We start from the raw sequence: 18928 nt of genomic DNA, 5'->3' as shown, positions 1-18928 counted from the left end.
GTTGGCGTACATCGTGCTGGTCTGCTGCGTCGTCACCGTCGTGCTGCTGATGATCGTGCCGATGCCGCCGCTGGCGCTCGACGCGTTCATCGCGACCAACATGACGGTGGGCATCCTGCTGCTGCTCAGCTGCATGTACGTCACCAAGCCGCTGGATTTCTCGACCTTCCCGACGGTGCTGCTGCTTTCCACGCTGTTCCGGCTGGCGATCAGCATCTCGACGACGCGAATGATCCTCACCCATGTCGATGGCGGCGAGATCATCCAGCAGTTCGGCCAGATGGTCGCGGGCGGCAATCTCGTGGTCGGGCTGGTGGTGTTCCTGATCATCACCATCGTCCAGTTCATCGTCATCTCGAAGGGCGCCGAGCGTGTCGCCGAAGTCGCCGCGCGGTTCAGCCTCGATGCGATGCCGGGCAAGCAGCTGTCGATCGACAGCGACCTGCGCTCGGGCATCCTCACCAAGGACGAGGCGCGCGAGAAGCGCCGCACGCTGGAGATGGAGAGCAAGCTCCACGGCAGCCTCGACGGCGCGATGAAGTTCGTGAAGGGCGATGCGATCGCCTCGGTGATCATCGTGCTCGTCAATCTGCTCGGCGGGCTGGCCGTGGGCATGCTCTACCACGGCATGTCGGCGGGCGAGGCGGCGACGACCTTCTCGATCTTGACGATCGGCGACGGGCTGGTCGCGCAGGTGCCGGCGCTGTTCTCGGCGATGGCGGCGGGCATGCTCGTCACGCGCACCACCGACGAGGAGCGGGACAGCGACCTGGGCCCCGCGATCGCGCGGCAGATCACCGGCAAGCCGCACGTGCTGATGATCGCCGGCGGGCTGGCGATGCTGCTCGGGCTGGTGCCGGGCTTCCCGACGCTGATCTTCTTCACGCTGGCGAGTGCGCTCCTGCTCGGCGGGGCCTTCCTCCACCCGACCTCGGGCGCCTGGCTGCGGGCACGGCTGGGGCTGGCAACGAGCGAGACGGCGGTCGCGACCGGCGAGACGCTGATCCCCGCGCAGGCGCTGCCGGTGGTCGATCCGCTGCGGCTCGCCGTCGGCCTGCCGCCGCAGCATCCTGCCTTTGCGGCACTGGCGGAACGGCTGCGCGACGCCGCGGCGGCACTCCAGACGCGCACCGGCATCGCCATTCCCGACCTACGCGTCGTTCCCGACGCCCGGCTGAACGAAGGCGAGTGGCTGCTCAGCGCCCACGACGCCCCGCTCGGCGGCGGCGCCAGCGACGCGGGCGCGCTGCCTGACGTGGCGGCGGAGCGCGTGGCGCAGCTGCTCGAGCGCAATCTCGGCCTGTTCCTCGGGCTGCAGGAGGTGACCGATCACCTCAACCGGCTCGGCGAGACGCACCCGGAAGTCGTCAAGGAAGCGGTGCGCGCGGTGCCCACCGGCCGGATCGGCGAAGTGCTGCGCCTGCTCGCCGAGGAAAGTGTGCCCCTGCGCAACTTCCGCGACGCGATCGAGGCAATCGGCGAGGTCGGCCAATATGAGCGCGAAGCCGTGCCGATGGCCGAGCGGGTGCGCGTCGCGATGCGCCGCCACCTGATCGCGCCGCTCTGCGAGGCCGGCCGCCTCCGCGTGCTGATCGTCGGCGCCGATCTGGAGGAGACGATCCGCCAGACCGTCACCCCCGCCGACGGCCAGATGCGCCTCGCGATCAACCCGCACCAGATGCGCGCGCTGATCGCGCTGCTCTCCACCCAGGTCGCCACCAGCGGCGCGCGGGCGATCCTCACCGCGCAGGATCTCCGCCGGCCGCTCCGCCTGCTGATCGCGGGCGATCTGTTCGAGGTTCCGGTGATCAGTTTCAACGAGCTCAACCCGGCCGTGCCGCTCGACATCGTCGGCGAAATCAACGCCGCCCCGGAAAGCCTGACCAACCAGATGTCGGACGAGGTTTCCCTATGATCCGCGCTCAGCACTTCCTTGCCCTGCTTGCCTGTACCGCATTGCTGCCTGTTGCCGCATCCGCCGAGACGCCGCCCATGGGGCAGAAGCGGATCACGCTCACCGCGCGCAACCAGCGGGTCGATGTCGCCGTGGTCGATCTGTTCGGCCAGGCCGGGGTCAAGGCGAAGGTGAGCTCGGCGGTGACCGGCAAGGTCAACGGCGTGTTCGTCGGCACGCCGCGCCAGGTGTGGACCCAGCTCGCCAAGGCCTTCAACCTCGTCGCTTACTATGACGGCGCGGTGGTGCGGGTCTATTCGGCGGCGGAAGTTACCTCGCGCAGCTTCAACGCCGCCGATCCCGAGGCGGTAGTGCGCGACGCGCAGAAGCTGCGGATTCTCGACGACGCCAATCGCGTCTCCGCAGCGAGCAATTCAGTGAGCGCCACCGGCGTGCCGGCGTTCCTCGATCGCGTCGCGCAACTGGCGGGTACCGCAGGCAACCCGGCGGTGATCCCGGCCTCCGCCACATCCTCCAACGCACCCATCGTCTCGCCGCTGCTCGGCCCCGCCGCGCTGGAGACGGTGACCAGTTCGCCGCTTCGCTCCAAGGTGCTGAGCGGCGCCACGACGCGCTCGCCCTATGAGGTGCGGATCTTCTACCTCCGCTATGCGCGCGCCGACGACACGATCCAGAAGAGCTTTGACCGCACCATTACCATCCCCGGCGTCGGATCGATCCTGCGCGGGATGATGGGGGACGGGCGGCCGAGCGCGACGGTTTCGACCAGCGGCAATTTCGATGTCCAGCGCCAGTCGCTGCCGCGGCTGGGCGGGCGCGGCCTCAACGCCGTGCCGCCCGACGAGGCGCAGCGCAGCTTCGACCAGCAGGGCACGCCGGGGCTCGATACCGTCGTCGTCCGCGAGGCGGCGGTGCGGGATATCAACGGCCCGCGCGTCGAGGTCGATCCCAGCAACAACGCCGTGCTGATCCGCGACCGGCCCGAATCGATGACCGTCTACGAGGACATCGTCCGCGCACTCGACGTCGAGCCGCGCGGCGTGGAGATCGAGGCGACGATCCTCGAGCTCGATACCAGCAAGCTCAAGGAACTGGGGCTCGATTTCGGCTTCAGGACCGGCGGGCTGGGCGCGCTGTTCGGCGGCAATGCGACCAACCCGGCCAACAACTTCTCCAGCGGCAATGTCGGTGCGGCATATCTGACCGGCGGCCTGGACCTGTTCGCCGCGCGCATCACCGCGCTGGAGAAGACCGGTGCGCTGCGGGTGATCTCGCGGCCGCGGCTGAGCACGCTCAACAACATCCCCGCCGTGTTCAACAACCAGGTGCAATATTATGTCCGCGTCGCCGGCGACCGGCAGGTGGACCTGTTCCCGGTCACCGCGGGCATGGTGATGCGGGTCAACCCGTCGATCCTCTACGACGGCGGCGAGCTGCGCACCCGGATGGCGATCGAGATCCTCGACGGCTCGCCCACCGGGCTGGTGGTCGACGGCATCCCGGCGGTGAAGCAGAGCAGCATCAACACCAGCGCGGTGGTGAAGCAGGGCGAGAGCCTGCTGATCGGCGGCATGACGGTCGAGACCTCCTACGACTACAAGTCGAAGGTGCCGGTCGCGGGCGACGTGCCGATCCTCGGCCAGGCCTTCCGCAAGCGCAAGAAGGGCGACCAGCATTTCGAGCGCATCTTCCTGATCACCCCCCGCGTCGTCTCGCGCCGCGAGCAGCAGGCGGCGGCGGTGCAGCCTGCGACGGCGACCAACCCGATCCCGATAGAGCAGATCCAGGCCGCCGCCGATCACCACCAGAAGCGCCGCCGGAGGGCCCGCCGGTGAACGCGCCTTTCGCCCCGGTAAAGCCCGGCACGATGGTGCTGCGGGTGCTGAACGGTCGCCTCTCGGGCGCCGAGCACCGGCTGCACCGGGGCAAGTTCGTCCGCGTCGGGCATGGGTTCGAGCATGATATCGTGCTGCGCGATCCCTCCGCGCGCGGCGTGTCGCTGGAGCTCGACCTGGGCGAGGGCGTGGCCTGCGTGCGAGTAGCGGCGGGGCAGGTGACCTTGCTCGGGCGCCCGGTCGCGGCGGGCGAGCAGGCGTCGCTGCCGCCCTTCGTGCCGATGCTGGTGGGCGCCGTCGCCGTCGCGATCGGTGAGCCGGAGGACCCGCGCTGGGACGATGCCATCCGGCTGGCGCCTATGGTGGCGCCTGCGGCTTCTGATGCGCCCGTGCTGGCTCCGCAGCGTGCCGCGATTCCCGAGCGGGTGGCGACGCGGCTCTACCCGATGCGCGGGGCACTGGCGCTGGATCGCTATTGGCCCGCCTACGCCGCCGCCGTTGCGGCACTGCTGCTGCTCCTGCTCTTCGCGCCGCCCGCCGTCCGGTGGGCGACGCGCCAGCTGCACGATACGGCGGGGGAACAGGCGATGCTCGCTGCCGCGGGCTTCCGCGACCTCAAGGTCGAGGAGACCCGCAACGGCACCATCGTCCGCGGGATCGTCAAGGACGACGCTGCGCTCGCCCGGCTGCGGCAGGTCGTCGCCGAGCAGCTCGGCCCGGCCACGCTCGACGTCGAGACGATGGACGGCCTCGCCGCCGCCGCCACCGATCTGCTGCGCGCGCAAGGGGTCGATGCCGAGGCCATTCCCCGCCGCGGTAACGCGCTGATGGTGAAGGCCGAATTCCTCCCCGCCGATCGCCAGGCCGATCTCGCCCGGCTGATCAAGGATGACGTGCCCGGCATCACCCGCGTCGACTTCGCCACCGACGGCAAGCGCGGCGACCGCGACCTGCAATATTTCTTCTCGGGTGCCGAATACGGCCTCGCCACCTTCGTCGACGGCGACCCCGGCTACCTCACCACCGCCGACGGTACCCGCTGGTTCGCCGGCGCCACGGTGCCGACCGGCCACCGCATCGTCGCCATCGGCAACGGCCGCGCCAGCTTCGAGCGCGACGGCCGGATCGAAGAACTCGTCCTGGGACCCAGCACGCCGCCGTCCCCGGCACCCTCCACCACCCCTGGCGGCGACATCAGCGGAGTGACCACCCAATGACCAACCCGATCAACAGCGCCGTCCTCGGCACGATCGCCTCGCTCGGCAACATGGGCACCACCGAGAGCCGCACCGGCAAGGGCAACTGGTTCGAGGCGTTCGGCGAAGCCTGGGGCAAGGCACTCGACACCCAGGCCGATGCGATCACCGCCCAGTCCGACGTGGTGAGCCAGGGCGGCGACAAGCCTTCCGACATCACCCAGCTAACCACCGAATCGATGCGGATGAGCTTCATGGCGAACAGCTCGCACAGCTCGATCGACAGCGTCTCCAAGGCGCTCGAAACCATGGCGCGGAAGAACTGACGATGAGCATCGATGCGATTGGCGCGCTGGTCGCGCCGGCCGGGGGGCAGGGCACGAGCGGCGTGTCGCGCGCCTTCGAGCTGCTCGCCCCCGGCGGCGAGGGCGGCGGCGCCACCACGCCGCAGTTCGACGCGCGCTTCCAGGCGGCGCTGGAGAAGATGGGCGGGGTGCAAGGGACCGTCGCCGCCGGTCCGATCCCGCCGGCGATGAAGGGGATGTTCAACGCGCTCGACCAGGTGAACGTCCAGGCCCGCGCCGTCTCGCGCTATGCCGAGGCCGCCGAGGCCAGCGGCGGCCAGCTGACCCCGGGCGAGATGGTGCAGCTCAACATGAAGTGCTCCGAGTTCATGTTCCAGGCGCAGCTTACGTCCAATATCGCCAACCGGAGTTCGGACGGCGTGCAACAGCTGTTCAAGCAGCAATGAGCGGCCGCGCCCCCGCGCGCCGCTGGCAGGCGCGGATCGCCGCGCCGCTGCTGGTGATCGCCGCCTTCGGGCTGGCCGGCTGCAGCCGGCAGGAAGTCTATGGCAAGCTCACCGAACCGGCCGCCAACGAGATGATCGCCGTGCTCAACCAGGCCGGCATCACCGCGACCAAGGTGGCGGGGGAGAAGGACCAGTGGAGCATCGCCGTCGACCAGGCCGATTTCGCCCGCGCGGTGGAGACGCTGCGCGCCCACGGCCTGCCGCACGAGGACTATGACTCGCTCGGCTCGGTGTTCAAGAAGGAGGGCTTCACCTCGACCCCGCTGGAGGAGCGGGCGCGGCTGATCTACGGCCTCTCGCAGGAGCTGAGCCGGACGATCAGCGCCATCGATGGCGTCGTGCAGGCGCGCGTGCACCTGACCATGCCCGAGGCCGACCCGCTTTCCCGCGAAGCCAAGCCCTCGGCTGCGTCGGTGTTCGTGAAATATCGCACCGGCTTCGACCTGCGCAGCCAGACCGGGGCGATCAAGTCGCTGGTCACCAATTCGATCGACGGGCTGACCTATGACCGCGTCTCGGTGGTGATGGTGCCCGCCCAGGCCGCGCCGGTGCTGTCGGAGAGCGAGGGCATGGTGTCGGTCTCGACGCTGATGCGCGGGGGCATCGGTGTGGTCGCACTGATCGTGCTGGCGATCGCGGGACGCGGGCTGTGGCGGATGCGGAAACCCCGGACCAGCCTGCCGGATACGGTGCAGCGGTGAATCGGGAGACGCGGGCCGCCAAGCTGGCGCTGCTTGCCCGCCATTGCGGGCAGGGCCGCGGCGCGCGCTTTGCCCGCCGGGCGAGCGGGCAGCCGCCGGTAAGCTTTGGCGACCTCGCCAAGCTGCCCGACTGGCTCGACGCGCCCGAGGCGCAGCGGGCGCGGATCGCCGCGGCGGCCGGGCTGCTGCGCCTTCGCCGGGCGATCGATACCGAGCTTTCGGGCCCACGCTTGGCGGCGCTGGCGGCGGCGGTGGGCGAACCATTGTTCGACGCGGTCTGCGAAGCCGAGGTGCCGGAGATCGTCAGCGCGGAGAAGCTGCCGTCACCGGAGCGCGTGCTCGCCGTCGGCACGCAGTTGCTGGAGGCCGCCCTGCCGCTCGCCTTGCAGGACCAGTTCCCCGGTGCGCGTGACGATGCCGCGGCGCGCGGCCTGCTGGCGCGCGCCCATGCCATCGCGGAGAGCCTCGCATGACCTATCATCTCGTCCATGCCGACGATTCCGCGCTGCTGTTCAGCGAGCGGGCGGTGATCAAGCGCGGCGAGCGCCAGTCCTTCGCCGCTGCGGTGGCGTTGCTGGGCGCGGTGCGCGAGGCGCAGGCGCGGGCGGTGCAGGCTGCGAATGCTGCGCGGGAAGAGGCGTACAGCACTGCGCTGGACGGCGCGCGGGCCGAGATCGACTCCTTGCTCGCCGGCGAAATTGCACGGTTTTCCAGAGCTATTGATTTGCAAGAGCAGACGCGTCGTGCCGAGATCGCCGAGGCGGCGCTGGCGGCGGTGCGTGCCGTGCTCGGCGAACTCGACAACGCGACGCTGGTGCCCGCGCTGGTCGCCCGCGCGCTCGACCGCCTGCAGCCGCAGGGCGCGGTGATCGTCGCCGTGGCGCCGGACTTGGCGGACAAGGTTGCGGAGCGGCTGGAGGCGCTGACCGAAGTCAGCATCCTGCCCGACCCTGCACTCGGCGCGCACGATTGTGCGATCCGCACCGAACAGGGGCAGGTGATCGCCAGCCTGTCCGTCCAGCTCGAGACGCTTGCCAAGCGCTGGGGGGTGGCATGAGTGATCCGCTGGCGCTGTTGCGCGCGCTCGATGCGGCACCGATGTTCGAGCAGCACGGCCGCATCGTCGGCGCGCTCGGCACCACCCTGCGCGTCACCGGCGTGCGCGCGCGGATCGGCGAGAATTGCGAGATCGTCGACGCCGAGACCGGCTTCTCGCTCTGGGCCGAGGTCATCGGCCTCGCCGATGGCGGCGCGATCCTCACCCCGCTGGGCGACCTGCGCGGCTTGTCGATGCACAGCGACGTGATCCTGCGCAGCGGCGAGGATCGCGCGCCCTATGGTGCCGACATGCTCGGCCGCGTGCTCGATGCCCGGCTCCAGCCGCTCGATGGCTTGGGCGGCGTGCGTCGCGGCACCGACCGGCCGATTCATGGCGAGGCGCCCAACCCGATGCACCGCCGCCCGATCGACGCGGCGATGGAAACCGGCATCCGCGCCATCGACGGGCTGATGCCGATCGGCATCGGCCAGCGCGTCGGCATTTTCGCCAGCGCCGGCGTCGGCAAGTCGACCCTGCTCGCCAACCTGGCGCGTAACGCCCAGTGCGATGCGATCGTCATCGCGCTGATCGGCGAGCGCGGTCGGGAGGTGCGCGAGTTCATCGAGGAGATCTTGGGTGCCGAGGGGCTCGCTCGCTCGGTGGTAATCGTCGCCACCTCGGACCGTCCGGCGATGGAGCGGGTGCGCGCTGCGCATGTCGCCACCGCCATCGCCGAGGGTCTGCGCGACGAAGGACGGCATGTGTTGCTGCTGATGGACAGCGTCACCCGCTTCGCCCGCGCGCTCCGCGAGATCGGGTTGGCGGCGGGCGAGCCGGCGGTGCGGCGCGGCTTCCCGCCCTCGGTCTTCGCCGAGCTGCCGCGGCTGTTCGAGCGCAGCGGGACGGCCGCCGAGGGCGCGATCACCGCGCTCTACACCGTGCTGCTGGAGGACGAGGAGGGCGATCCGATCGGCGAGGAAGTGCGCTCGCTGCTCGACGGCCATATCATGCTGTCCCGCAAGCTCGCGTCGCGCGGCCATTATCCGGCGATCGACGTGCTGGGTAGCCTCTCGCGCCTGTTCCCGCGGCTGGCGAGCGGGGCGCAGCAGCGCGCGGCGCACGGGCTGCGCGCGATGTTGGCCAAGCTCGACGAGATCGAGCTGCTGGTCCAGATCGGCGAGTATCAGCCCGGCCGCGATCCGCTGGCCGATCGCGCGCTGGCCGAGCGCCAGGCGATCGCCGCCTATCTGCGCCAGTCCGGTAGCGAACGCACCTCGCTGGGCGAGAGCATCGCCCGGCTGCGCACCTTCGAGGAGATGGACCATGCCCGCTGACAACCGCGCGCCCGTGCTGGCGCGTATCGCCCAGATGCGCGAGCAGCGCCTCACCCGCGCGCTGATCGAGGCGCGCGAGGCCGCCGCGCAGGCGCATGCGGCGGCCAGCGCTGCCGAAGCCGCGCGCACCGCGGCGGAACGCGCGCGCGGCGATGCCCGGCTGCTGTTCCGGGCGAGCCCGGCCTGTCCGCAGACCCGGCTCTGGCTCGACCAGCGGGTGGCGGAGGAGATCGGCGCGGCGGCCCGTGCCAGCGACCAGCGCGCGCGGCACGAACTTGCGGCCCATGCCCAGGGCGCCGCCGGACGCGCGCTCGATCAGCACCGCGTTCGCAGCGAGAGCGTCGCCGCGCATCACCAGACCCTCCGCCGCGCCGAGCAGCGCCGGGCCGAGGATCGCGTCGATTCCGAGGCCGCCGCCTTCCTCCTGTCGCGGGGCTGGGCATGAACGGCGCCCCGACCGGCGGTTCGGTCCAGAGCAAGCCTGCGCCGACGCCCCGCGATGCACCGGCCAAGGGCGAGCCCGAAGCCGCACCCAAGCAGTGCAAGGCCTTCGCCGATGCGCTCTCGCGCCACGCCGGCAAGCGCGCGGCGAAGGATCCCGGCATGGACAAGGCCAACGGGCTGACGCCGATGATCGCACCGCGCGACTTCGCCGCGCTAGCGGTTGCGGCACGGCCTTCTGCGGCAGGGGCCGTCGATCCCGCCCAGCATGCCCAGTTCGACCGGATCGCCGCCGCCATCGCCGAAGTGAGCAAGACCGCGCAGCCCGAGGTGCACCTGTCGCTGTCGCTCGGGAGCTACAAGGTGGAAGGCGCGGTGCTGGGCCATGACCTGGCGGGGCAGGTCAATGTGCTGCTGATTCCCTCCGCTGCAGTGCCGCCTGCGGTGGCCGCGCAGTGGAGCGAGCAACTGCACGAGCGATTGCTGCGCCGCGAGGTCCGCGTCGGCAAGGTGGGCGTGCAGGGAAGGGCAATGCCGGTGGCGGCGCGGCGCTGACGCCGCGTCGCTCAGCGGCCGACCCGCGTCGGATCTTCCCGCAGCTGGAAGAGGGCGGAGTCGATCGTTGCGATGACCTTGTCGCTATCGCTCATGCCGGGCCGACCATCGGGATCGAGCGGCGCATTGCCGAGACCGGAAAGCCGATCGAGCACGTCGCTGGTGGGGCTGGCCGCGACCAGCGACGCGACTTCGCTGGTGAAGTCGTGCAGCGCCCGCGACAGCCGCCCTGCATCAGCCGGGCCGGCATTCAGCGTTGCGGCGAGATCGCGTGCGACGCCTTCGATGCCATAGGCATCCCCAGCCCGCAGCGGTGATCCGCCGCTCGGAGCGAGACCCAATGCGCGGGTCACGGTACCGGCGACGCGGTTGGCGAGTGTCGTCATCGCCTGGCCGGCAAGCGCGCCTGGCGTGGTTCCGGTCTGGCCGACAGCATTGATCGCGTTGAACCGCGGGCCGCCGATGCCAATGGGCTGGGTCATGACCGAATCTCGTCCGTCCGAAGCAACATGCCAGCCTGGATAGCGGCTTGGGCAGCCCGGCGCGCTCCACGAATCGCTTAGGCGATGTTCCGGAGGGGAGCGCGCCCATCTCCTGCTGCTGGTGGCATCAGCGCTTCGCAGAGCGTATCCGCTCCAGCACCGTCGGCGCGACGGTCATCCCCGCGTGTGCCATCTCGGCCGTCGGCCACGCGCCGCTCGCCACCTGCTCCTTGACCATCGCGCGGTCGGGCGGGGGCCAGCCCAGGCCGGCGTTGCGCGCACGCTCCAGCAGGCGGGCGCGGGCGGCGCGCATCTCGGGACTGGTGAAGATCAACGGCTGCTCCAGCAGTGCGTGCGCGGCCATGCTGCCGTCGTCGGCGACGCTCCACAGCGTACCGCCCCTGTCCACCAGCAGCTCGGCGATCTCCGCCTGTTCGGCATCCAGCGCCCTGCGGACGGGATCGATACCGAAGCGGTCGGTCCAGCGCGGATCGGCGCCGTGGCGGAGCAAGGTCATCACCCCGCCGAGATGGCCGAAGCTGATCGCGCTGCGCATCGGATCCTCGCCGCCCCGGGCTTGCGGATCGGGCGAGGCACCGGCGGCGAGCAGTTGCTCGGCCATGGTGGGGGCGTCCGCCAGGATGGCGAGCGACAGCGCGTTGCCGCGCTTTACCCCGTCCTTGGGCATGCCTGCGGCGAACAGCATCGTCGCCGCGTCAGCGTCGCAGCGCGCCACGGCCAAGGTGAGCAGATCGCCATATTGGCCGGCGGGCGGCTGCGGAACTTTCGGGTCGTCGAGCACTGCGGTGGTGATCAGCCGCGGGTCGCGCGCCAGCATCGCGCGTGCATCGTCGACACGCCCGTCGAAGATCGCCTCGGCGACCGCGCGGCCGGAGGCGCCGTTGTTTAGATGCGCAAGGACGCGAATACGGTCGGGCAGCACCACCGAGGCGCGCTTGGTATAGCAACTGGGCGCGGCGGCCATGCATCCTCCGATCGGGGCGGTCGCCAGCATCAGCGCGGCGAGGATGCGGATGCGGCGGTTCACAAGGCCATGCTGTAGGGAGTGGGGGAGCCCCGGGTCAATGTGCGCCCAGGCTGCTTTGCACCCAGTCCATCTGGTGCCGGGCCACCGGCGTGTCCTGATACCAAGGCTGGCCGGCGGGCTGCTTGGCGTCGAGCGGGATGCGCGTGCCATAGGCTTCGGGCGCGTCGGCAAAGATCGCGCCGGGGATGCCGCCGAGGATCGCTCCGGCAATCCGGTCGCCGCCATCCTGGATCGCCGAGAGGATCTCGCCGCGGACATAGAAGGCCGCGATCCTGGGGGCAGGCGCATCGCCGCGGATCGCGCCGGCCTGGTGGATCGTCGCGTCGCTGAGCCCGGCGGCATTGAAGGTCTGCGCGTCGCGTCCGCTCGCCAGCGCCGCCGCCGAGGCGAGACCGCCGCCCAGCGAATGGCCGGTGATCGTCACCTGCGCCTCCGGATGGCGCCCGATCGCCTTCGCGATCATCAGCGCGCGGGTATATTGATCGGAAGGCAAGCCTACTCCCTGTTGGGCATTGGCCTTCCAGTCGCTGCCGCCGGTGGTGCCGCGAAAGCTCACGACATAATTGGGGCCACCATCGCCCTCCGCCACATAGACGCGGGCGCGGAAGCTGCTCTGCGGCGAGGTCAGGTCCTCCGCGCGGAGGCCGAGTTGTGCCAGGTCGTCGCTGCTCGCGACGCGGTAGCCGGCGGGTGGGGCAGGAGTGTCGTTGTAAACGTCCGCCGCCATCGCCGCGAGGTCGATGGTGGAAGGTCCGCCGGTCCGTTCGGCCGCGAGCTGTGGGGCTTCGCTGCGAACGAACTGGACCGGCGGCGTGAGCTGCTGCCAGGCAAGCAGCTCGCGCGGGGGCAGGTGACGGGCCTGGAAATCGTCGTTCGCGGCGCGCTGCCGCGACGTCGAGATCGCCGAAGAGGACCCGATGCCGGTGGGTCGCGAGAGCTGGTCAGCTGCCGACATCATGTTCGTGGTTCCCCGTCGAAGGCCGTCGCGTGCCTCGATGCCATCGCCGGCACGGTTCGTCGCTAGACGATTCGTTTAGGCGGCCTACGCGATCCGGCGATGCCGCAGCGGGGCAGGGCATGGGAAGCAGTAGCCTACCAACGGGCTCGCACCCAATCGCCTTTCTCAGGAGCATGGACATGACGACGATCTCGACCGCCGCCTCGACTCCGTTCGCCGCCGCGCAACTGGCGCTGGCCGGCGGCGTGCTCGCCCAGCAGTTCAACCCGCTCGGCGCCAGCGCCTATGCCAGCGCGATGCTGCCGTCGCTGCTGTCGATCCAGCTGGGCACGATGGCGGGCGCCGGGCAGCTCCAGCCCCAGGCGGGCTTCACCGCCCAGACCACCAGCCAGAGTACCGCGCGCGTCGACCTGGGCGACGGCTATCACCTCGCCATCGACGAGCGGAACAGCGAAATGACGATCGTCAACGAGAAGACCGGCCAGAGCACGCGCGTGTGGGGCGATCCGCATGTCGACGTGAACGGCAAGCACCAGTTCGACTTCTACGGCACGACGACGTTCGAACTCGACAACGGCACCAAGATCACGGTCAATACCGAGCAGGCCAAGGGCAATCCCAACGTCTATTTCGCCAGCCAGGTGGTGGTGACGCGCGGCGCCAATGCGGTGGTGATCGACGGCATCAGCCAGCAGCAGCTGGGCGATCTGGCGGTCAGCGTCTCGACCAACGGCTATGCGCTGGATGCCGCCCATCGCGACGGCTTCACCGTGCTCGAGTCGTCGGGCGGCTGGCAGACCGAGCTGGGCGAGACGGTAACGCAGGCCGATGCCGACCTGACCAGGCCGGGCCAGATGTACGGGCCCGACAGCGACATGCCGAGCCTTTCCGAACTGGGCAGCGCGATCGGCGGTTTCCTGCTGTTCGGCAGCCTGTTGGGGGCGGCGTTCGATATCAACGCGTCTTTCCGAGCCGCCAGCTCGAACATGGATCGCGCGGCGCTTCCCACGCCAATCCGGCCCTATGCCTGACAGGGCAGGCGATGGGCGATGATAGAGCGTTTTTACCATGGGTGAAGACGCTCTAGATGTTTGGTTGCCGCATTTTCCGAGCCGTTCACCGTACACGGTCAACTTGAAAATGCGCTGGCTGATTTCCCGAAGCGAGTGCCGCCGCATCCGCCGGCGCCATGAGCCTCGCCGGCAAGACAGGGGAAGCCGCCCGCCGCAAGGGAGAGGCCCCCGGGGAAACGATCCCCGAGGGCCCTTCGTTTGCGTGGCAATATAGGGCGGATCAGCCGTCGACGTTGCGCCGGAAGGTCTCTGGCAGGAAGAGCAACCCGAACACCAGCGTCGCCGCCGCCACCACCACGGGATACCAGAAGCCGTGATAGATGTTGCCGTTGGCGGCGACCATCGCGAAGCCGATCGCCGGCAGCAGCCCGCCCAGCCAGCCATTGCCGATATGATAGGGCAGCGACATCGAGGTGTAGCGGATGCGACTGGGGAACAGCTCCACCAGCATCGCCGCGATCGGGCCGTAGACCATGGTGACCAGCAGCACGAGGTAGAAGAGCAGCGCCACCACCAGCGGCTTGTTCATCGCCGCGGGATCGGCCTTGGCCGGATAGCCGACCTTGGCGAGCTCGCCGGTGACGGCGGGCCTGGCCGGATCGCTGCCCTTGGCGGGCACGGCCGGTGCGCCGGCCACCTGCGCGGTAAAGGCGGCGATCGCCTTTTTGCGCGCGTCGCCGCTTACCTGGCGCGGATCGGGCGCGGTGAATTGCTTGCCGCCGATGGTGACGGTGGCGAGCGTGCCGGGGGCGGCCTTCACATTCTCATAGTTCACCCCGGCCTTGGCGAGCGCGTTCTTGACTATGTCGCAGCTCGTCGTGTCGAACGTGTTCTGGCCGACGGGATCGAATTGCGACGAGCATTCGGCCGGATCGGCGGTGACGGTGACGGGGGCCGAGGCCAGCGCGCGCGCGAGCGCCGGATTGGCGGCGTTGGTCAGCGTGTGGAACACCGGGAACAGGGTGAGCGTCGCGAGCGCGCAGCCGGTGAGGATGATCGGCTTGCGGCCGATCTTGTCGGACAGCCAGCCGAAGAACAGGAAGAAGGGCGTTCCCAGCAGCAGCGCGGTGATCGCGAGCATGTTGGCGGTCAGCCCGTCGACCTTGAGCATCTTTTCGAGGAAGAACAGCGCGTAGAGCTGGCCGGTATACCAGATCACCGCCTGGCCGGCGATCGCCCCGAAAAAGGCGATGAGCACGATCCGCAGGTTCTTCCACTGGCCGAAGGCTTCGGTGAGCGGTGCCTTGGAAGCGGTGCCTTCGGCCTTCATCTTCTTGAACACCGGGGATTCGTGCAGCTTCAGCCGCAGCCACAGGCCGACCGCGAGGAACAGGCCGGAGAGCAGATAGGGCACGCGCCAGCCCCAGGCCTTGAACGCTTCCTCGCCCACGCCGGTGACCGGCGAGCGGACGGTGATGACGATCAGCAGCGCCATGGCGAGACCCGCGGTGGCGGTGATCTGGATCCAGCTGGTGTAGAAGCCGCGCTTCCCCTCCGGCGCATGTTCGGCGACATAGGTGGCGGCCCCGCCATATTCGCCGCCCAGTGCCAGGCCCTGGAACATGCGCAGCACCACCAGCAGGATCGGCGCGGCGACGCCGGCCGTCTTGTAGGTGGGCAGGCAGCCGACCAGGAAGGTGGAAAGGCCCATCACCAGCAGGGTGATGATGAAGGTGTAGCGCCGCCCGACCATGTCGCCGATCCGCCCGAACACCAGCGCACCGAACGGTCGCACGATGAAGCCGGCGGCGAACACCAGCAGCGCCATGATGAACGAGGTGGTGGGGTTGAGCCCGGTGAGGAACTGCGCGGCGATGATCGTCGTCAGCAGCCCGTAGAGATAGAAATCATACCATTCGAACACCGTGCCGAGCGAACTGGCGGTGATCACCAGTTTCTCGCTTCGGGTCGCCTCGTGATGCCGTGGCAAGGCATCGTCCACGCTGGTTGCCATCGCATTCTCTCCTCGTTCGGCGGGTCCGTGCCGCCCGTGGTTCGGACGGTTCGGTTCAGAACCCGTATTTTGCGGCGAACTCTACACGCTCCAGGCGCCCCTTCTGTCCGGAGACCAGCGCGCGCTCGCCATGGCGGAATTCGATGCCGAGATCGACATTCTTGACCGGCGAAGTGAACAGGTTCCCTGCGATGCTGAAGGCACGCTTGTTGTGCCCGGCGATACTGGCAAGCGGCAGCGCGCTTGCATAGTCGACCTGTTGGAAAGATCCGATCAGGTTCGCGCGCCACTGGGCGGCCAGCGGCACCCGTACCGCCACCAGCCCGGCCAGCACTTTGACATGCTCGAGCCGGCCGGTCGCGGGGACGAGGACGGCGTCGGGCGCGAAGTTCAGCCCGACATAGCGGCTGATATCCCGGCCATAGGTGACCATCGCGCGCAGATCGGCCGATTTGGCGGCGTTGAGCCAGAGCTTGCCGGCGGCGGACACGCCATAGCCGGCCTGGGTGCGGCCGGTGCCGCTCGCTTCCACCCGGACCTGGCGCACCACCCCGGCCAGCGACAACTCACCACGACTTCCGATGAGGTTTAGCCGCGCGGTGGCATCGGGCAGATGATCGGTGCCGTTCTCGATCAGCGCGGGGCCGTCGAGCGTGGTGGTCGCGCTTTCCGGATTTTCCACCGCCACGCTGAGCGTCACAGCCTTGGAGAGCGGCGCCGCGTAGCGGATCTGGGGCTGGCGGGCGAAGACGGTGCCCTCGGTCGCGCCGACATAATCGGTGCTTTCGGGCAGCGCGCCGACATATTGGAAGTTGGTCCATTCCTGGCCGATCAGCAGGCGATCGACCTGCAGCCAGGCGCGGCGCAGCGCCAGCGTATAGCCATTGGTGGTGCGCTGCGATCCACCGCCGCTGATCGCCGGGGCGGCGTTGGAATCCACCTGGAAGTCGGTTTCGACATAACCCAGTACGCGGTGCCCGGCGACGGTGGAGGCGAGGTTGACCGCGAGCTGGGTCTGCTTGGCGCCGAAATCGGTATCGGTCGTGCCCTCCGCACTGCCCACCGGGATGGTCTGCGGCAGGTAGAAGTCGCGGCCGAGCGAGTTGGTGGCGACTGCGCCATTGGCGAAATGGCTGCTCGCGGCGACCAGCTTGACGAAGCCGGTGAGCTTGATGGTGGTATTGCCGCTGCGCATGCCCTCCGGCGCGGGCTTTGCCTCCAGCGCGGCGAGCTTGGCGGCGCCCTCGGCATCGGTCTGGGCGCGGCTCGGCTGGAGTGCGGTGCGCAGTTCGGCCAGTTCGGCCTCCATCTTCGCGAGCCGCGCTTCGAGCGCCGCCTCGCGCGCGCTGGGCCCGGCACGGCTCTGCGCCTGCGCGGCCATCGGGGACAGGAGCGCGGTTGCACCCAACAGCGCCGCCACGAAGGCGGCCCTCGATCCAGCCATCTCGCTCTCCCGAAACATTCGTTTGTTCTGGCGCCGACTGTCCTGCAATCGCGGCGGCGCCGACAGCGGGACCATGGTCGGGGAGGGGCGACGATGGTCGGGGGTCCGGGCGCGCGGCGGCGAGGCTATGCAGCGGAAAAGCGCGGCGACCCACGACCCGCCGCCTGCACGCGAAGGAGAGCGCCATGTCCGAAGCCATCCACCCCGTGCCCGAAGCCTGGGCGAAGAACGCGCTGATCAATGCCGATCGCTATGCCGAGCTCTACCGTCAGTCGGTGGAGGATCCGGACGGCTTCTGGCGGCAGGAGGCGCAGCGGCTCGACTGGCTCACCCCCTTCACGCGGGTGCAGCGGACCAGCTTCGACGAGGCCGATTTCGGCATTCGCTGGTTCGAGGACGGCGCGCTCAACATCGCCGCCAACTGCCTCGACCGGCACCTCGCGGTGCGCGGCGATGCGATCGCGATCCTGTGGGAAAGCGACGATCCGAGCGAGCCCGAGCGGCGGATCAGCTACCGCCAGCTCCACGCCGAGGTGTGCCGCTTCGCCAACCTGCTCAAGGCGCGCGGCGTGGGGCGCGGCGACCGGGTGACGCTGTACCTGCCGATGGTGCCCGAAGCAGCCGTCGCGATGCTCGCCTGCGCGCGGATCGGCGCGATCCACTCGATCGTCTTCGCCGGCTTCTCGCCCGACGCGCTGGCCGGGCGCATCCTCGATTGCGGCTCGCGGCTGGTGGTGACCGCCGACGAAGGGCTGCGCGGCGGGCGGCGGGTGCCGCTCAAGGCGAATGTCGACGAGGCGCTGACCCATTGCCGCGATGTCGACAGCGTCATCGTGCTTCGCCGCACCGGCGCCGAGGTGGCGATGCAGGCGGGGCGCGACGTCGATTGGCACGATTCCGTGGCAGGCCAATCGGCGGAGTGCCCGACCGAGGCGATGAACGCGGAGGACCCGCTGTTCATCCTCTATACCTCGGGCTCCACCGGCAAGCCCAAGGGCGTACTGCACACCAACGGCGGCTATGCGGTGTGGGCGTCGATGACCCACCAATATGTGTTCGACTATCGCCCGGGGCAGATCTTCTGGTGCGCGGCGGATATCGGCTGGGTCACCGGGCACAGCTATGTCGTCTATGGCCCGCTGATCAACGGCGCGACCACGGTGATGTTCGAAGGCGTGCCCAACTGGCCCGATCCCTCGCGCTTCTGGCAGGTGGTCGACAAGTTCGGGGTGGAGATCTTCTACGGTGCCCCCACGGCGCTGCGCGCGCTGATGCGCGAAGGCGATCACTGGGTGCAGAAGACCCGCCGGTTGTCGCTCAGGCTGCTCGGCTCGGTCGGCGAGCCGATCAACCCGGAGGCGTGGGAATGGTATCACCGCGTCGTCGGCGAGGGGCGCTGCCCGATCGTCGATACCTGGTGGCAGACCGAGACCGGTGCGGCGATGATCACGCCGCTGCCGGGGGCGACCGATCTCAAGCCCGGATCGGCGAGCAAGCCGATGTTCGGGGTCGCCCCGCAGCTGGTCGATAGCGAGGGCAAGGTGCTGGACGGCGCGACCGAGGGCTGCCTGGTGATCACCCAGAGCTGGCCGGGCCAGATGCGCGGGGTGTGGGGCGATCCGGAGCGCTTCTTCCAGACCTATTTCACCACCTTTCCCGGCAAATATTTCACCGGCGACGGCTGCCGCCGCGACGCCGACGGCTATTACTGGATCACCGGCCGCATCGACGATGTGATCAACGTCTCCGGTCACCGCATGGGCACGGCCGAGATCGAAAGCGCGCTGGTGGCGCACGAAGCGGTTGCCGAGGCGGCAGTGGTCGGCATGCCGCACGCGATCAAGGGGCAGGGCATCTATGCCTATGTCACCACCAATGCCGATGTGGAACCGGACGAAGCGCTGCGCCGCGCGCTGGTGCAATGGGTCCGCCACGAGATCGGGCCGATCGCCACGCCCGACGTGATCCAGTTCGCGCCCGGCCTGCCCAAGACGCGGAGCGGCAAGATCATGCGGCGCATTCTTCGCAAGATCGCCGAGAACGAAACCTCCAATCTCGGGGATATTTCTACCTTGGCGGACCCGTCGGTCGTCGCCACCTTGGTCGCCGACCGTCCGCAACTAGCGGAGGCCTGAACCGGAG

General features: G+C 69.4%; 18 protein-coding genes. 13 read left to right on the top strand and 5 right to left on the bottom strand.

Translation table 11 applies throughout. The features are described from left to right. The first annotated feature begins 1 nt into the window (after position 1). Genes CA234_RS21135 through CA234_RS21085 form a run of 11 tightly spaced genes read left to right on the top strand, consistent with a single transcriptional unit; the run spans position 2 to position 9827 of the window. Positions 2-1915: a flagellar biosynthesis protein FlhA gene (locus CA234_RS21135; RefSeq protein WP_126002692.1), complete on the top strand. Its 1914-nt coding sequence runs from the start codon at positions 2-4 to the stop codon at positions 1913-1915. Then, positions 1912-3750: a type III secretion system outer membrane ring subunit SctC gene (sctC, locus tag CA234_RS21130; RefSeq protein ID WP_126002691.1), complete on the top strand. Its 1839-nt coding sequence runs from the start codon at positions 1912-1914 to the stop codon at positions 3748-3750. Before CA234_RS21135 ends, sctC begins: the two co-directional genes overlap by 4 nt. Next, positions 3747-4967, top strand: coding sequence for a hypothetical protein (locus CA234_RS21125; RefSeq protein ID WP_126002690.1), 1221 nt, complete (start codon positions 3747-3749; stop codon positions 4965-4967). Before sctC ends, CA234_RS21125 begins: the two co-directional genes overlap by 4 nt. Continuing rightward, positions 4964-5272: a hypothetical protein gene (locus CA234_RS21120; RefSeq protein ID WP_066722170.1), complete on the top strand. Its 309-nt coding sequence runs from the start codon at positions 4964-4966 to the stop codon at positions 5270-5272. Before CA234_RS21125 ends, CA234_RS21120 begins: the two co-directional genes overlap by 4 nt. Positions 5273-5274: 2 nt before the next feature. After that, on the top strand, positions 5275-5697 hold the full coding sequence (locus CA234_RS21115; protein WP_126002689.1) for a hypothetical protein: 423 nt from the start codon (positions 5275-5277) through the stop codon (positions 5695-5697). Continuing rightward, positions 5694-6458: a type III secretion inner membrane ring lipoprotein SctJ gene (gene sctJ / locus CA234_RS21110; RefSeq protein WP_125977691.1), complete on the top strand. Its 765-nt coding sequence runs from the start codon at positions 5694-5696 to the stop codon at positions 6456-6458. Before CA234_RS21115 ends, sctJ begins: the two co-directional genes overlap by 4 nt. Beyond that, entirely contained in the window at positions 6455-6931 is a 477-nt protein-coding gene (locus CA234_RS21105; protein WP_125977693.1) for a hypothetical protein, read from the top strand. Before sctJ ends, CA234_RS21105 begins: the two co-directional genes overlap by 4 nt. Further along, complete coding sequence (locus CA234_RS21100; protein ID WP_126002688.1) at positions 6928-7515, top strand: FliH/SctL family protein; 588 nt, start codon at positions 6928-6930, stop codon at positions 7513-7515. The genes CA234_RS21105 and CA234_RS21100 overlap by 4 nt, the downstream gene beginning before the upstream one ends. After that, positions 7512-8831, top strand: a complete 1320-nt coding sequence (locus tag CA234_RS21095; RefSeq protein WP_126002687.1) for a FliI/YscN family ATPase — start codon at positions 7512-7514, stop codon at positions 8829-8831. Before CA234_RS21100 ends, CA234_RS21095 begins: the two co-directional genes overlap by 4 nt. Next, positions 8821-9276: a hypothetical protein gene (locus tag CA234_RS21090; protein ID WP_126002686.1), complete on the top strand. Its 456-nt coding sequence runs from the start codon at positions 8821-8823 to the stop codon at positions 9274-9276. Before CA234_RS21095 ends, CA234_RS21090 begins: the two co-directional genes overlap by 11 nt. Beyond that, positions 9273-9827, top strand: a complete 555-nt coding sequence (locus CA234_RS21085; RefSeq protein ID WP_126002685.1) for a hypothetical protein — start codon at positions 9273-9275, stop codon at positions 9825-9827. The genes CA234_RS21090 and CA234_RS21085 overlap by 4 nt, the downstream gene beginning before the upstream one ends. An 11-nt stretch (positions 9828-9838) precedes the next feature. Here CA234_RS21085 and CA234_RS21080 read toward each other — a convergent pair whose 3' ends face one another. The 3 genes from CA234_RS21080 to CA234_RS21070 form a co-directional block, all read right to left on the bottom strand. Beyond that, positions 9839-10309: a hypothetical protein gene (locus CA234_RS21080; protein ID WP_126002684.1), complete on the bottom strand. Its 471-nt coding sequence runs from the start codon at positions 10307-10309 to the stop codon at positions 9839-9841. 127 nt (positions 10310-10436) lie between these two features. Continuing rightward, positions 10437-11357, bottom strand: a complete 921-nt coding sequence (locus CA234_RS21075; RefSeq protein ID WP_126002683.1) for an ankyrin repeat domain-containing protein — start codon at positions 11355-11357, stop codon at positions 10437-10439. A 34-nt stretch (positions 11358-11391) separates the two neighbouring features. Continuing rightward, complete coding sequence (locus CA234_RS21070) at positions 11392-12315, bottom strand: Mbeg1-like protein (protein WP_126002682.1); 924 nt, start codon at positions 12313-12315, stop codon at positions 11392-11394. A gap of 179 nt (positions 12316-12494) precedes the next feature. Between CA234_RS21070 and CA234_RS21065 the strand changes: the two genes are divergently transcribed. Beyond that, on the top strand, positions 12495-13346 hold the full coding sequence (locus CA234_RS21065) for a DUF1521 domain-containing protein (protein ID WP_164521901.1): 852 nt from the start codon (positions 12495-12497) through the stop codon (positions 13344-13346). A 262-nt stretch (positions 13347-13608) separates the two neighbouring features. Here CA234_RS21065 and CA234_RS21060 read toward each other — a convergent pair whose 3' ends face one another. Both CA234_RS21060 and CA234_RS21055 read right to left on the bottom strand, forming a co-directional pair. After that, positions 13609-15342, bottom strand: coding sequence for an MFS transporter (locus CA234_RS21060; protein WP_126002680.1), 1734 nt, complete (start codon positions 15340-15342; stop codon positions 13609-13611). A 55-nt stretch (positions 15343-15397) separates the two neighbouring features. Next, positions 15398-16786 carry a DcaP family trimeric outer membrane transporter gene (locus CA234_RS21055; protein WP_126002679.1) on the bottom strand — a complete coding sequence of 463 codons (1389 nt, stop codon included), beginning with the start codon at positions 16784-16786 and terminating at the stop codon, positions 15398-15400. A gap of 185 nt (positions 16787-16971) precedes the next feature. Between CA234_RS21055 and acs the strand changes: the two genes are divergently transcribed. Further along, positions 16972-18921 (top strand): acetate--CoA ligase, encoded by a 1950-nt coding sequence (acs, locus tag CA234_RS21050; RefSeq protein WP_126002678.1) that lies wholly within the window; start codon positions 16972-16974, stop codon positions 18919-18921. Positions 18922-18928: the final 7 nt, after the last annotated feature.

The sequence above is a fragment of the Sphingomonas sp. ABOLE genome (genome assembly GCF_003950455.1).
GTDB classification, from domain to species: domain Bacteria; phylum Pseudomonadota; class Alphaproteobacteria; order Sphingomonadales; family Sphingomonadaceae; genus Sphingomonas; species Sphingomonas trueperi.
The sequence above is the reverse complement of the archived record's forward strand: the minus strand, read 5'-3'. Positions and strand labels throughout refer to the sequence as shown.

Bases quoted from the DNA above. Each gene is read 5' to 3' on its own strand.
- CA234_RS21120 (WP_066722170.1), top strand. From the start codon at position 4,964: ATGACCAACCCGATCAACAGCGCCGTCCTCGGCACGATCGCCTCGCTC.
- sctC (WP_126002691.1), top strand. From the start codon at position 1,912: ATGATCCGCGCTCAGCACTTCCTTGCCCTGCTTGCCTGTACCGCATTG.
- CA234_RS21090 (WP_126002686.1), top strand. From the start codon at position 8,821: ATGCCCGCTGACAACCGCGCGCCCGTGCTGGCGCGTATCGCCCAGATG.
- sctJ (WP_125977691.1), top strand. From the start codon at position 5,694: ATGAGCGGCCGCGCCCCCGCGCGCCGCTGGCAGGCGCGGATCGCCGCG.
- CA234_RS21095 (WP_126002687.1), top strand. From the start codon at position 7,512: ATGAGTGATCCGCTGGCGCTGTTGCGCGCGCTCGATGCGGCACCGATG.
- CA234_RS21065 (WP_164521901.1), top strand. From the start codon at position 12,495: ATGACGACGATCTCGACCGCCGCCTCGACTCCGTTCGCCGCCGCGCAA.
- CA234_RS21060 (WP_126002680.1), bottom strand. From the start codon at position 15,342: ATGGCAACCAGCGTGGACGATGCCTTGCCACGGCATCACGAGGCGACC.
- CA234_RS21085 (WP_126002685.1), top strand. From the start codon at position 9,273: ATGAACGGCGCCCCGACCGGCGGTTCGGTCCAGAGCAAGCCTGCGCCG.
- CA234_RS21055 (WP_126002679.1), bottom strand. From the start codon at position 16,786: ATGGCTGGATCGAGGGCCGCCTTCGTGGCGGCGCTGTTGGGTGCAACC.
- CA234_RS21070 (WP_126002682.1), bottom strand. From the start codon at position 12,315: ATGATGTCGGCAGCTGACCAGCTCTCGCGACCCACCGGCATCGGGTCC.
- CA234_RS21115 (WP_126002689.1), top strand. From the start codon at position 5,275: ATGAGCATCGATGCGATTGGCGCGCTGGTCGCGCCGGCCGGGGGGCAG.
- CA234_RS21080 (WP_126002684.1), bottom strand. From the start codon at position 10,309: ATGACCCAGCCCATTGGCATCGGCGGCCCGCGGTTCAACGCGATCAAT.
- acs (WP_126002678.1), top strand. From the start codon at position 16,972: ATGTCCGAAGCCATCCACCCCGTGCCCGAAGCCTGGGCGAAGAACGCG.
- CA234_RS21100 (WP_126002688.1), top strand. From the start codon at position 6,928: ATGACCTATCATCTCGTCCATGCCGACGATTCCGCGCTGCTGTTCAGC.